This window comes from uncultured Aquimarina sp., from assembly GCF_947492965.1.
Taxonomy (GTDB): domain Bacteria; phylum Bacteroidota; class Bacteroidia; order Flavobacteriales; family Flavobacteriaceae; genus Aquimarina.
In genome coordinates, this window is record NZ_CANLOZ010000001.1 from 953441 (window position 1) to 967241 (window position 13801).

A 13801-nucleotide genomic window follows, 5' to 3' on the forward strand; every position below is an offset into this window, starting at 1 on the left:
TTTATTATTAGGTGTTTAGAGAAATGTTATAGTCTACTTCTCTTTTTTGTCATTGTTTCTTGGTTTTCTATCACCTCTTGGTTTATCACCATCTTTTCTTGGTGGTCTAGGTAATAAAGCTTTTCTGGAAACTTTTTCCTTTCGAGTTCTAGAATCAATACCAAAGTATTTTACATCCATTACATCACCCATATTTACCACGTCACTTACATTTTCAGTACGTTCCCAAGCTAATTCAGAAACGTGAAGTAGTACTTCATTTCCTGGAGCTTCCATATATTCTACAACAGCTCCGAAGTCAAGCATTTTTACAACTTTCACTTCATAGACACTTCCTACTTCTGGTTTGAAAGTAATAGCATTTATTTTTGCTAGAACTTTATCAATTCCTTCTTGATCTGTACCAAGGATTTCTACAATACCTTCTTCGGTAACAGGATCTTCATTAATTACAATAGTTGTATTTGTTTCCTTCTGAAGTTCTTGAATAACCTTACCTCCAGGTCCGATAAGAGCACCAATATATTCTCCAGGAATGGTTCTGGTAACCATTTTTGGAGCGTGTCCTTTTACATCTGCATTTGGAGTAGAAATTGTATCGGTTAATTTTTCGAGAATGTGTAAACGTCCATCACGAGCTTGTTTTAATGCATTTACTAAAATCTCATAGCTTAATCCTTTAATCTTAATATCCATCTGGCAAGCAGTGATACCATCTGCAGTACCAGTAACTTTAAAGTCCATGTCTCCTAAGTGATCTTCATCACCTAGAATATCCGATAATACTGCATAATTACCTGTGTCTGGATCGGAAATTAATCCCATCGCAATACCTGAAACTGGCTTTTTTAGTTGAACTCCAGCATCCATTAATGCCATAGTTCCAGAACATACTGTTGCCATAGAAGAAGATCCGTTAGATTCTAGAATTTCAGAAACTACACGAACTGTATATGGACAGTCATCAGGAATCATTCCTTTAAGAGCACGTTGCGCTAAATTACCATGTCCGACCTCTCTTCTTGAAGTTCCACGAATTGGTCTTGCTTCTCCTGTAGAGAAAGGAGGGAAGTTGTAATGTAGATAAAATGTTTCTTCTCCTTCGTAAGAAGGCATATCTATCTGATTAGCTTCTCTAGAAGTTCCTAAAGTTACAGTTGCTAAAGCCTGTGTTTCACCCCTTGTAAATATAGACGATCCGTGTGTAGATGGTAGATAGTCGACTTCACACCAAATTGGTCTAATTTCGGTTGTCTTTCTTCCATCAAGTCGTAATCCTTCGTTTAGTGTCAAATCACGAACCGCTGCTTTTTCGGCTTTTCCGTAATATTTAGAAACTAAGTCTCCTATGTCTTCTAATTCCTCTTCAGAAAAAGTAGCTAATATTTCTTCTTTGATTTCTGCAAATGCAGCACCTCTTTCTTTCTTAGAAGAACCTTGTTTTGCTACAGCATATACTTTAGCATATGCCATATCATGAATTTTCTGAGCTAGATCTTCATCATTTCTTTCTGGTTCGTATTCTCTAACTTCCTTCTTTCCGAATGCTTCTGCTAATTTTCTTTGAGCAATACATTGTGCCTTAATAGCTTCATGTGCAAACTTGATAGCTTCTGTCATTTCCTCTTCGGAAATTTCATCCATTTCTCCTTCAACCATCATAACAGAATCTTCAGATGCTCCGATGACCATATCAATATCAGATTCGTCTAATTGAGCTCTTGTAGGATTTACAATAAACTCTCCGTTAATTCTTCCTACTCTTACTTCAGAAATAGGACATTCAAATGGAAAATCAGATAATTGTATTGCTGCAGACGCTGCCAATGCCGCCATTGCATCTGGCATCACATTTTCATCATGAGACATTAACTGAATCATTACCTGAGTTTCGGAGTGATAATCTTTAGGAAATAGTGGACGTAGTACACGGTCTACTAATCTCATTGTTAATACCTCTCCATCACTTGGTCTCGCTTCTCTCTTGAAGAATCCACCAGGATATCTACCTGCAGCTGCAAATTTTTCTCTATAGTCTACAGTTAATGGAAGGAAATCTACATCTGCGGCTTTATAGTTAGAAACTACAGTACATAATAGCATACACTTTCCTGATTGTACAACAACAGAACCATGTGCCTGTTTTGCTAATTTTCCAGTCTCTAAACTAATTTCTCTTCCATCACCTAGGTCAATGACCTCTCTATACACTTTTGGAATCATATTCTTTTTTTGATTCTAATCTCAATATATAATGCGATTGCATTTCTTATATCAAGATTTCATTAAACATTGGTTTCCGTCTTACTCGGACGGACAAGGTTGTGTTGTTGTAGTTGTTGTGCGACCAATGAAAAACTAAGGCATTCATTTTAATCTTCTCTAGATCAAAATGTTTTATTAAATTTTGTCAAAAAGAAAATAAGAGTATAATTAAAAAGAGAGGCATACAGCCTCTCTTTTTTGATTATTTTCTTAATCCTAATTCTTTTACGATTGCACGATATCTCATGATATCTTTCTTTTTAAGATAGTCTAAAAGATCTCTACGCTTACCTACTAATTTTACTAGTGAACGCTCAGTGTTAAAATCTTTACGATTCTTTTTTAAGTGTTCAGTTAAGTGTGAAATTCTGTGTGTAAACAATGCAATCTGTCCTTCAGCAGAACCCGTATCGTTTTTACCTTTACCGTGTTTTGCGAAGATTTCTTCTTTAATTTCTTTTGTTAAATACATTCCAATATTATTTAAATGATTTTTATGTATAAATAGCATTCTGCTATTAGCGTGCAAATATAATACTTTTTCGACAAGAAACTCTTTTTATGAAAAAAAACGTCCTTAATTAAACCTTTTTTAAATAGGTAAGTCCTAGAGAAGTAACATTAAAAATTAAGATAATGAAGAACAACATTTTAAAATTTGGATTTATTGCATTCTTTTCTGTGGTTTTAGTGGGATGTAATAGCGAAGAAGTAGCAGATCAATTATCATTTGATGCTATAGATACGACGGAAGCTTCCTTAACAGCGAATATTGATGACGGTTCTGAGGTAATAAGTGATCTTACATTGCAAGGTTTCGAGGATGAAGAGAACTTAGGAAAAAGCAGTAATAATCGTTTTTTGCCTGATTGTGCTACAATAACTGTGGTTTTAACTGATACTTCTAAGGAGGTAACAATTGATTTTGGAACAGAAGGTTGTGAGGTGAGAAGTGGGCATATTGTAAAAGGAAAGATACTGATGTCTTATCAGCTCGATGTAGATGCTATGTCATTGGTTATTAATTATGGCTTAGAAGCTTTCTTTATAGACGATATGCAATTTGAAGGAGCGAAAACAATTACAAGATTAAAATCAAATACTAATGGGAATCCACAGTATTCAATGGATTTAGATCTTACAGTAACTTTTGCTGATGGTACACAAGCATCAAGAACAGGTAGTAAGACTAGAGAATGGATAGAAGGTGCCTTTAATGGTAATTGGGGTGATAATGTGTTTTTAATTACGGGAGCATGGCAAACAAATCTTGCAAATGGTAATATGCATAGTACAACGATCACTACGCCTATAAGAAGAGAAGCTAGTTGTAGATTTTTAGTTAGTGGGGTAGTAGAGTTGGTGAGAACTAATTACAGTGGTACTTTAGATTATGGAGATGGTTCTTGCGATAATAAAGCAGTGTTTACCAATTCAGATGGAGAACAAAGAGAAATTGTGTTGTAATTATTTGGTTTAAACAAAGAAAAAGCGTCCTTGTTTTCAAGGACGCTTTTTTGTTTGTCTAAAAATCGTATCTCTAATTAGATGATAAAGGTCTGTTTAGGATAAGATCAAGATATAGATTTATTTTTTCTTTTAGATTTTGTCTAGGGCTTATAAAGTCTAAGAACCCATGTTCTTTAAGGAATTCTGCTGTTTGGAAACCTTCAGGAAGTTCTTTTCCTGTGGTATCGCGAACAACTCTTGGACCAGCAAATCCTATCAAAGCTCCTGGTTCTGCAATATTGATGTCTCCGAGCATTGCAAAAGAGGCAGTCGTTCCTCCTGTAGTAGGATCTGTACATAAAGAAATGTAAGGAATTCCTGCATCTGCCAGTTGAGCAAGTTTAGCAGAAGTTTTTGCTAACTGCATAAGTGATAATGCTGCTTCCATCATTCGAGCACCTCCAGATTTAGAGATAATCATAAAGGGTATGTTATGTTTTAAGGAATGATCTGCAGCTCTGGCTATTTTTTCTCCAACAACGCTTCCCATAGATCCACCGATGAATGAAAAATCCATACAAGCAATTACAATGTCATTACCATTTGATTTTCCTACTGCAGTTCTAACAGCGTCTTTTAAGTTCGTTTTCTCCTGAGCATCTTTAAGACGTTCAGTATACTTCTTTTTGTCTTCGAATTTAAGAGGGTCCTTAGAGGAAAGGTTTTTGTCTAATTCTTTAAATTTATTATCATCAAAAAGAATTTCGAAATATTCTTTACTACCGATTCTTACGTGATATCCGTCTTCGGGACTTACATAAAAGTTCTTTTCCAGTTGTTCTGCATCAACTATTTTACCAGTTGGAGATTTATACCAAAGTCCTTTTGGAACGTCTTTTTTGTCCTCAGTAGCGGTTTGTATACCTTTTTGAGTTCTCTTAAACCAAGCCATAAATTATTTGTATTAAAAAAGCTGAAACTCTTTTTTATTCAGAGTTTCAGCTTGGTTGTCTATTAGTTATAATGTATTTACATTATTTAAATCCTCGAAAGCCTTTTTAAGACGGGTTTTAAAGGTGATTTCACCTTCTCTTAACCATTTTCTAGGGTCGTAATATTTCTTATTAGGCTCATCAGCGCCTTCTGGATTTCCAATTTGCGTTTTAAGATAATCAATCTTACCGGTCATGTAATCTCTAATCCCTTCGTTAAAAGCAAACTGTAAGTCTGTGTCAATATTCATTTTAATTACTCCGTATCCAATTGCTTCTCTGATTTCTTCTAGAGTAGAACCGCTTCCTCCGTGGAACACGAAGTCAATGTGGTTATGTTCTACACCATATTTTTCAGAAATAAACTCCTGAGAGTTTTTCAAAATTTTAGGAGTTAATTTTACATTTCCTGGTTTATATACACCATGAACATTACCAAAAGCAGCCGCTACGGTAAATTTGTCACTTACTTTGCTTAATTCTTCATAAGCGTAAGCAACTTCTTCTGGTTGCGTGTATAATTTAGAATCATCTACATCACTATTGTCCACACCATCTTCTTCTCCTCCAGTAATACCTAATTCTATTTCTAGAGTCATCCCCATTTTACTCATACGAGCAAGATATTCTTTACAGATTTCGATGTTTTCTTCTATAGGCTCCTCTGATAAATCAATCATATGAGAGCTATATAAAGGTTTTCCTGTTTCTTTGTAAAAAGCTTCTCCTGCTTCTAACAATCCGTCTATCCAAGGAAGTAATTTTTTTGCACAGTGGTCAGTATGCAAAATTACAGGTACCCCATAAGCTTCAGCCATTAGGTGTACATGTCGAGCTCCTGCAGTAGCACCTGCGATTGCAGCTTTTTGATCTTCATTAGAAAGTCCTTTTCCTGCATTAAATTGAGCTCCTCCGTTAGAGAATTGAATAATTACCGGTGAGTTTAATTCTGCTGCAGTTTCTAATACAGCGTTGATAGAATTGGATCCAATTACATTTACCGCTGGTAAGGCGTAAGCATTTTCTTTTGCATGATTAAAGATAGCCTGTACTTCGTCTCCTGTTGCAACTCCTGGTTTGATGTTGTGACTCATAATTTACTTTTAGTTAATAAGCCTACAAAAATAATAAAATAATACGGAATGAATTTTAATTTTAAAGACGAAAAGTGTGATTGTTTTTTAGAAAGGATAATTAATCCCCACATTATAAACACCTTCAGAAAAATTATAACCTTTAAACCATCTTTGATCTTCTAAGCGAGCAGGGTTGAATGTTTTAAAACCAAGGTCTAATCTAACTACAAAAAAATCGAAATCATAACGCAATCCTAAACCACTTCCGACGGCTATTTCCTGAATATCATCTAATCTTGAAAAAACAGCATCTTCTTCCTCCACACTATCTAAAACGTTCCAGATATTACCAGCATCTACAAAGAAAGCTCCATTAAGTGAGCCTAAAATATTGTATCTAAACTCTGCGTTTAATGCAATTTTCATATTGGCTTCATTGAATTCGTTTCTGCCGCCACTACTTCCAGGTCCTAAATCATAAGGAAGCCAAGCTCGGTTGTCATTTGGACCACCACCAAAGAAACTTCTAGCAAAAGGAATACTATTAGCATTTCCATAAGGTAGTGCGATCCCACCAAAGGCTCTAAAGGCTAAAACACTTTTTCCACCGAGATCCCAATGTTTTATATAATCCAATTCTGTTTTTACATATTGTGAGAATTCTACTCCAAAGATCTCGAAACGATCGTTAGAGTTTTTGTTTAATCCTGTTAGGTTAGAAACTGTATTTAAAACGTTTCCAGCTAATTCTATTTTTGCTCTGAAAATTGAAAAATCCTCATCATAAAGATTTTCTCGATTATTTTTTAAATAGGTATAGCTAGAAGCAAAAATAAGGTTGTCTTCTGTAAGTCGTTCTTTTCGTTCATTGATATTTCTGATTTCTTGTAATTGTTCTGAAGTAAGATCAGGATCAGGAGTTTCGCTGAGCGATTCTATTATAAAGCTATTGGCACCAGATGGAATTGACAATCTAGTCTCGTTCTCGTTTTCAGGATCAAAAAATGGTGAATTTGAATCTAATACTTCATTAGCAATATTATTTAATCTGCTGAAAGAGTTAGAATATACGTTGAAATAGTTTCCTGTATTTAGATTTCTAACGTATTGAACATTAACTAAATCAATCTGATTTGTAAGTTTTGTGTTTGGTTTCCATTCATAGTTGAATATTCCGGAAGCATTTTGTTTGTCTAAACCAATGTTTTGTTGGGTGTTGATACCGAAAATAAGATTAGTAGTCGGAGACATGTATTTAGGGATGATTCTCCTCGTTTGAAGTGGGAAAATAATTTTAGGAAATGATAATTTAAGATCGACCCCAATTTCGGAAATGTCAAAAAATTGCCCATTTGGATCTACGGGATCTTTAGAGGATCCAACACTACCTCTTCCTGAGATTTCAAAAATTTCAGCTCCACCAAAAACATTTCGTATTAAGAATGAACCACTAAAACCAATTCCGAATACCTGAATATTAGAAGTAGATACGTCGAATTCTACATTAGTACTGTATTTTTTTCTGGGTGTTAATAATACATTGGCAATAAGATCGGTTCCTTTTGGATCATCTGGATCTACAATGTATCGGATGTTTGGATATTTAAAAGTTTTTAAATTATTAATCTGATTATACGTAAGGGTTCGGTCTTTATCTCTAAAAATTTCTCCTGGTGTTATCAGTATAGAGTTGGCAATAGCTTTGCGAGTATATCTCAACTTGTCATAACTATAAATGTTATATCCATTGTATGAGGCACTGTCTTTTGGAGTTTCATTTCTGTTTTGATAGGAGTAATCCGTAAATACATTTACTTTGCTAATCTTATGTACCTGAAAAGGTACTCTTTTTGTTTCTTCATCTTCTGTTACTTGTCTGTCCTTAATAAGTAGATTTAGGTGTATTTTTTGATCTGTATTTACGGTATCGGCATCAAATTTTATGTATTCTTTTTCGAAATGATATAGCCCAGAATTTCTATATAAGCTGGTTAAGCGTTCTCTTTCTGATTCAATATCTAAGGTTCTATATTGTTTTCCAACAACGATTGCAGATTCGTCTTGATGTAGTTTGTAAATAGAATCAGCTACTTTAGAATCGATTTTAGTATTTAATGTGTCTATAAAGTAAGGCTTGTGAGGTCTTACATAATAAGAAGCGGATGCTCTTTGATCTTCTTTATAATTGATACTGTAGTCTGTTTTTACATTAAACCAACCGTTATTCCAGTAATAGGACTGCAATCTTTTTACAGATCTTTTTGCTTTAGCACTATCAACTACAACTGGAGCTTCTCCAGCTTTTTTTAACCAATTATTAATTCCAGAATAGGCTACACCTAATCGATTAACCTGTTTTTTAGATAAAAAATTAATTAATTTTTGTTCTCTTTTAGGATTCTTATATAGCCAGTTTTGATAAGAGGAGTCAGGATTTACCTTTGCCATATTATAGAGGTGAAGTCTAAAAGGAGTCCATGCAAGTTTTGAATTCGGTTTTTGGTATAGCTGATTGTAAAGTTTAGTGTCATTACTTTTAATGCTATCAACAAAAATTTCATTTTTAACCAATAAAGAATCTTCTTCAGATACTCTTTTAATTGAGTTACAGGAAATTAAAAAAATTGTAGATACTACAACAAATACTATTTTTGTGAACAGGTGTTTCAATCGAGATTCATTATTGTGTCAAAAATACATTATTTGTATGGTTAGCAAAAACCAAAAGAAATTAATAAATAGTTTACATCAAAAAAAGTACCGAAAACAACATGGATTGTTTGTTGCAGAAGGTAAAAAAGTGATTCAGGAGTTTTTAGATGCTGATTTAGAGCTTCATTCTCTTTTTTCCATGGATGAGTCTTTTTTTAATACACCCAAAGAAAAAACGTTTATTGTAAGTGAAGCTGAGTTAAAAGGAATTACTTTTCTTAAGACACCACAGTTTGCTTTAGCGCTTTTTTATATCCCTAATGCTAAGTTGATCGATACTGATAATTTGATTGTAGCTTTGGATGATGTTCGTGATCCCGGTAACCTTGGAACCATTATCCGTTTATGCGATTGGTTTGGGATCACTAATTTAGTATGTTCTGATCAAACTGTAGATTGTTATAATCCAAAGGTTGTTCAAGCTACTATGGGGTCTATCACACGTGTTAATATAACGTATACTAACCTTTTTGACTTTTTGAGTTTATATAAAGATACAGTATCAGTATACGGAACGTTTATGGATGGTGAGGTTATTTACCAAGAATCGTTGTCTAAAAAAGGAATTATTGTAATGGGCAATGAAGCTAATGGTATTTCTGGTGAGATAGCATCACTGGTTTCAAAAAAAATAGCCATACCAAGATTTGGCGAAACCCAAATAACGGAAAGCTTGAATGTGGCAACGGCTACCGCAATAATTCTTAATGAATTTAGACGTTCTTAGTGTTTTTATTGAAAGGTAAAGTTGATAAAAACTCCTCTAGAAGACATTTTATCAATAGCTGATGTATAAGGGCTATTAGGATCATTATCAGCGACTAATTCGTCTGTCATTGCAAACACACCGCGTATCGAAGGTGAAAATTTGAAATAAAAGAGGTAAAAATCTATCCCGAATCCAAGTTCAAAATAGTTGGTGTTTGTTTTTGTTCTAAACTGTCCTACACTATTGTCATCTGGATTACTCTCATTACTGGATAAATTTATAGAAGTAGATACTCCACCAACAATAAATGGTTTAAAATTATTAAGTCTTTTGGTGGAAACTTTTAATAGTAATGGTATATGTACATAGGTAGAAGTTACTTCTCTGAATCTTTGATTTTCATCAAAATCAGGTCCTGTAAAAGTTAAGTCTCTTCTTACAAATGATACTTGAGGCTCTAGTCTAAGATCTAGGTAGTCGTTGATTCTTAAATTCCCTAATAGACCTACATTAAACCCGATAGATCGAGCAACTTCTACGTCGTTGGTCAATAAAGGTTCTTCACCATCTGGAGTAGCTTTATAGTCAAAATTAAAATCATAAGTATTAAAACCAAGGGTGTACCCCCAATTTAATCTTGGCTTATCATAGTTTTGTAAATTTCTAACACGTTCTTTAGAAAATAACTGTGCACTCATATCTTGAGTACAAACAATCACAGCTATGGCAATAAAAATTCTTTTCATATTATTTTGTTGCTGTATAAATTGTAGCGACACCAAAAGTTTGCGGATGATCCTTGACTTCTATAAACCCAATTTTTCTCAAAATATTGTTGAAAGCATTTCCATAAGGAAAAGCTGCAGCACTTTCACTAAGATAAGAATAAGCGGATCTATCTTTCGAAAAGATCTTTCCAATTAATGGTAGTATTGAGCTGGTGTATAGTTTGTAACCTTGTTTATAAGGGGTTTTCGTAGGTACTGAGGTTTCCAGAACAACAAATATTCCTTTCGGTTTTAATACGCGATATATTTCTGATAAACCTTGTTCTAAATCTTCAAAATTTCTTACACCAAAAGCAACAGTGATAGCATCAAAATAATTATCCTCATAGGGTAAACTCTCACCATCTCCTTTCACCATTGTGATAATTTGGTCTAGTTTTTTCGTTTTGATTTTATCTTTTCCTACATCTAGCATCCCTGCGGAAATGTCTAAGCCAACAATTTCGGTAGCTCCCGTTTCTGCTAGATTAATTGCTAGATCTCCCGTTCCTGTGGCTACATCTAGAATGTTTTTTGGTTTCGTTTTAGAAACTATTTTGACAACTTTTTTACGCCATTTCACATCAATCCCGAAAGAAATGACTCTGTTAAGACCATCATAGTTACCAGAAATAGTATCAAACATTTCTGTAACCTGTTCTTTCTTGGTGGTAGTTTTATCCTTGTATGGCGTTATCTTTTCTGACATTCAAAAAAATTTAGGCAAATATACATTTTTGATAGGTATCGTAGGAAAAGAATGTCATTTAGTTACGGTAATCCGAAATGTTTTTTAATATCACTCTTACTGGATAGCAATTAATTTGGATAATTTCATTTTTTAAGGTTAATATTTAAAATGAGGAAATCCAACAACCTTCTCCAATTTCATGGCTTTAAAAGTTCTGAAGAAAGAGTTGTTGGATTACCTTTTCGTTGCTATTTGAAAGCTTATATTTTTAGATTATAAACTTTTTTTCTGGTGCCATTTTCAAAAAGAATAATAATAATTTCGTTTGTAGAATCTGCTGGAACTTCTTGTCCTAGTAAATTATGAGCTGTAACGATTTTTTGATTTGCTTCAGGAAGTTGAACGTCCTCTATTGATAATAAAGGGTCATCGGCCGTGCTCACAATTGCTCCATAGTCTCCTGAAGGTAATGTAGGCATGTCGAAAGAACCTTCTGTTCCTGTATCTATATTGTACTTTAAAACTAAAGTTTCTGAAAAACCAATGATCTCTGAAGTTTCTGGGTTGTAGGTTAAACTTTCTACAGCATCAAATCCTGGAAATGTAGCTGTATAGTCATAAGTGCTAATAACGCTGCCATCTGTCTGATTTAATTCTACCAAAGAATGAATATAGTTGTTAGGATCTGTGAAATCCCTTCTAGAAACATATAACCTATTATTTGCGATGACTACATCCTGATAATCACCTGAAGTTAGCGATGGTAATGTAAACGATCCTTCATTAGCTGTTTCTATGTTGTACTTTAAAATTAGATTATCAGAAATGCCGAAAATTTCTGAGGTTTCTGAATTGTAAGTCAAACTTTCTACAGAATTGAATCCAGGGAATGTAGCAGTATAGTCATATGTGTCAATAATGCTACCATCGGTTTGGTTTAATTCTACTAGAGAATTAATGTAGTTGTTTGGATCTGTAAAATCCCTTCTAGAAACAAATAATCTATTATTGGCAATGACCACATCCTGATAATCTCCTGAAGTTAATGATGGGAGAGTAAAGGAATCTTCAATGCCAGTTTCTATATTATATTTTAAAATTAAATTATCAGAAATGCCAAAGACTTCTTTTGTTGCTTGATTATAAGTTAAACTTTCTACTGCGTTAAATCCTGGGAATGTAGCAGTGTAATCATAAGTGTCTAAAATAGTTCCATTAGTTTCATTTAATTCTAGAAGAGAATGTATATAATTGTTTGGGTCTGTAAAGTCTCTTCTGGTAATTTGTAGGTTTTGACTTAAAAGAGTGTTAGTTGTAATTAATAATAAAAGTAAAATAGTAGTTGTTCTTTTCATGTTTTAGGGTTTATGGTTGAATATTAAGGTAAAATGATTAATAACAATAATCATGAAATTGTTACCCAATTTAATAGTTTTTATAGAGAATAACTCCAAATAAAGTAAGTGCCGATATTATATTACTCTTTTTGTAAAAACTCTGTACATACTGATTGATTTTATACTTGAAAATGTAGAAATAAGTTGGTCTTAATGATGTGTTTTTTGTCTTTAAAGAGGATTTGATTGTTTCAAATGAAAGTGATCTTTTTTGATAAACTACTATTTTGAATTTGCTTTTTGTGTAGGCGTTATTTAATAATTTTACCAGTTTATTAAATTCCATTATCTTTGTAGACTTTTATTTTTCAGTAGAAATTTTTCACCTTTAAAAACAGGGTTTCTGCTGAAGTTTAATTTTATCTTTTGATGATAAATAATAAAAAACACCGATGAAAATTATTATTGCCGGAGCAGGCGAGGTAGGGTTTCATTTGGCGAAATTACTTTCATTTGAGTCTCAGGATATTACACTGATAGATCCTGATAAAGAATGTTTAAATTATGCGGATAGTCACTTGGATATACGTGTGATAAAGGGAGATGCAACTTCAATAAGTATTCTTAAAGATGCCAGAGTAGAAAATGTTGATATGGTAATAAGTGTTACCTCTAGTGAGACTACTAATATTACCGTATGTGTTTTAGCAAAACAATTAGGAGCAAAACGCACGATCGCCAGAATATCAAATACTGAGTTTATTGAAAATAAGGAAGAAGTAGGTTTTATTAAGTTTGGAATAGATGAATTAATTTCTCCAGAAGCATTAGCAGCAAGTGAAATTGAACTATTACTTAATCAGTCTGCTTTTAGTGATAGTTATGAGTTTGAAGATGGAGCACTAACCATGGTGGGGACTACACTTTCTGAGTCCGCTCTTTTTGTAGATAAGACTGTTAGGGAAGCAGCAGAGATTTTTCCAGAATTACATTTTATGCCCATTGCTATTCAGCGATCAGGTACCCAATATACCATTATACCTAGGGGAGATACTAAATTCAAGGAAGGAGATCAGGTATATTTCGTAACATCAAAAGGTGGAGTGGAAGAACTGTATAAGTTAACCGGTAAGGTTAAGGAACAGATCAAGAAAGTTATGATTCTTGGAGGGAGTAAAATTGGTTATAAAACAACTTGTGATTTATGTGATCATAAGTTTAGGGTTAAGCTTATAGAAAGTGATAAGGATAAAGCTTTTGATCTAGCAGATGATCTTCCAAATGCATTGATTATCAATGGTGATGGGCGTAATGTAGAGTTGCTAGAAGAGGAGAACATAGATGATATGGATGCTTTTATTGCTGTAACTGGTAATTCAGAGACCAATATTATGTCTTGCTTAGTAGCAAAATCGAAAGGTGTTCGGAAGACGATAGCTTTAGTAGAAAATATGGACTACTTTCAATTATCACATTCGATTGGGATTGATACCTTAATTAATAAAAAACTTTTAGCAGCTAATAATATATTCAGATTTATTAGAAAAGGGGAAGTAGTGGCAATGACAAAGCTGAATAACATGAATGCAGAGTTGCTAGAGTTTGTTGTAAAGCCTACATCTGAGGTGAGTGATAATCTGATTAGAGATCTTGATTTTCCAAGATCAGCAATTATAGCGGGTGTTATTAGAGATGGAGAAGGAATGATTCCTCTTGGAGGTTTTTATATAAAAGCGGGTGATAGAGTAGTGGTATGCTGTTTACCAAAATCTATTAAGAAAATAGAAAAACTTTTCCTGTAAG

Annotated in this window: 11 protein-coding genes; 3 read left to right on the forward strand and 8 right to left on the reverse strand. The window is 33.6% G+C overall.

Features of this window, described 5'->3' with window-relative positions:
* Positions 1 to 33 precede the first annotated feature (33 nt).
* Together Q1B37_RS04055 and rpsO are read right to left on the reverse strand one after the other, a co-directional pair.
* Positions 34 to 2223, reverse strand: a complete 2190-nt coding sequence (locus tag Q1B37_RS04055; RefSeq protein WP_299895744.1) for a polyribonucleotide nucleotidyltransferase — start codon at positions 2221 to 2223, stop codon at positions 34 to 36.
* A gap of 244 nt (positions 2224 to 2467) precedes the next feature.
* Complete coding sequence (gene rpsO, locus Q1B37_RS04060) at positions 2468 to 2737, reverse strand: 30S ribosomal protein S15 (RefSeq protein WP_299602757.1); 270 nt, start codon at positions 2735 to 2737, stop codon at positions 2468 to 2470.
* Between the two features lie 164 nt (positions 2738 to 2901).
* On the opposite strand from rpsO, the gene Q1B37_RS04065 reads away from it, so the two are divergent.
* Positions 2902 to 3732, forward strand: coding sequence for a hypothetical protein (locus Q1B37_RS04065; protein WP_299895746.1), 831 nt, complete (start codon positions 2902 to 2904; stop codon positions 3730 to 3732).
* Positions 3733 to 3805: 73 nt separating this feature from the next.
* Here Q1B37_RS04065 and accD read toward each other — a convergent pair whose 3' ends face one another.
* The 3 genes from accD to Q1B37_RS04080 form a co-directional block, all read right to left on the reverse strand.
* On the reverse strand, positions 3806 to 4666 hold the full coding sequence (accD, locus tag Q1B37_RS04070; protein ID WP_299602751.1) for an acetyl-CoA carboxylase, carboxyltransferase subunit beta: 861 nt from the start codon (positions 4664 to 4666) through the stop codon (positions 3806 to 3808).
* Positions 4667 to 4732: 66 nt separating this feature from the next.
* Positions 4733 to 5800 carry a class II fructose-bisphosphate aldolase gene (gene fbaA / locus Q1B37_RS04075; RefSeq protein ID WP_299602749.1) on the reverse strand — a complete coding sequence of 356 codons (1068 nt, stop codon included), beginning with the start codon at positions 5798 to 5800 and terminating at the stop codon, positions 4733 to 4735.
* Between the two features lie 87 nt (positions 5801 to 5887).
* Positions 5888 to 8452 (reverse strand): BamA/TamA family outer membrane protein, encoded by a 2565-nt coding sequence (locus Q1B37_RS04080; protein WP_299895748.1) that lies wholly within the window; start codon positions 8450 to 8452, stop codon positions 5888 to 5890.
* 37 nt (positions 8453 to 8489) lie between these two features.
* On the opposite strand from Q1B37_RS04080, the gene Q1B37_RS04085 reads away from it, so the two are divergent.
* Positions 8490 to 9221: an RNA methyltransferase gene (locus Q1B37_RS04085; protein WP_299895749.1), complete on the forward strand. Its 732-nt coding sequence runs from the start codon at positions 8490 to 8492 to the stop codon at positions 9219 to 9221.
* Positions 9222 to 9226: 5 nt separating this feature from the next.
* Here the strand turns inward: Q1B37_RS04085 and Q1B37_RS04090 are convergent, their stop codons facing one another.
* From Q1B37_RS04090 to Q1B37_RS04100, 3 genes are all read right to left on the reverse strand, one after another.
* On the reverse strand, positions 9227 to 9949 hold the full coding sequence (locus Q1B37_RS04090) for a porin family protein (protein ID WP_299895751.1): 723 nt from the start codon (positions 9947 to 9949) through the stop codon (positions 9227 to 9229).
* Between the two features lies 1 nt (position 9950).
* Positions 9951 to 10679, reverse strand: coding sequence for a bifunctional demethylmenaquinone methyltransferase/2-methoxy-6-polyprenyl-1,4-benzoquinol methylase UbiE (gene ubiE / locus Q1B37_RS04095; RefSeq protein ID WP_299895753.1), 729 nt, complete (start codon positions 10677 to 10679; stop codon positions 9951 to 9953).
* 242 nt (positions 10680 to 10921) lie between these two features.
* On the reverse strand, positions 10922 to 12016 hold the full coding sequence (locus Q1B37_RS04100) for a hypothetical protein (RefSeq protein WP_299895754.1): 1095 nt from the start codon (positions 12014 to 12016) through the stop codon (positions 10922 to 10924).
* Between the two features lie 434 nt (positions 12017 to 12450).
* Here Q1B37_RS04100 and trkA point away from each other — a divergent pair, with 434 nt between their 5' ends.
* Entirely contained in the window at positions 12451 to 13800 is a 1350-nt protein-coding gene (trkA, locus tag Q1B37_RS04105) for a Trk system potassium transporter TrkA (protein ID WP_299602733.1), read from the forward strand.
* The last annotated feature ends 1 nt before the right edge of the window (position 13801 follow it).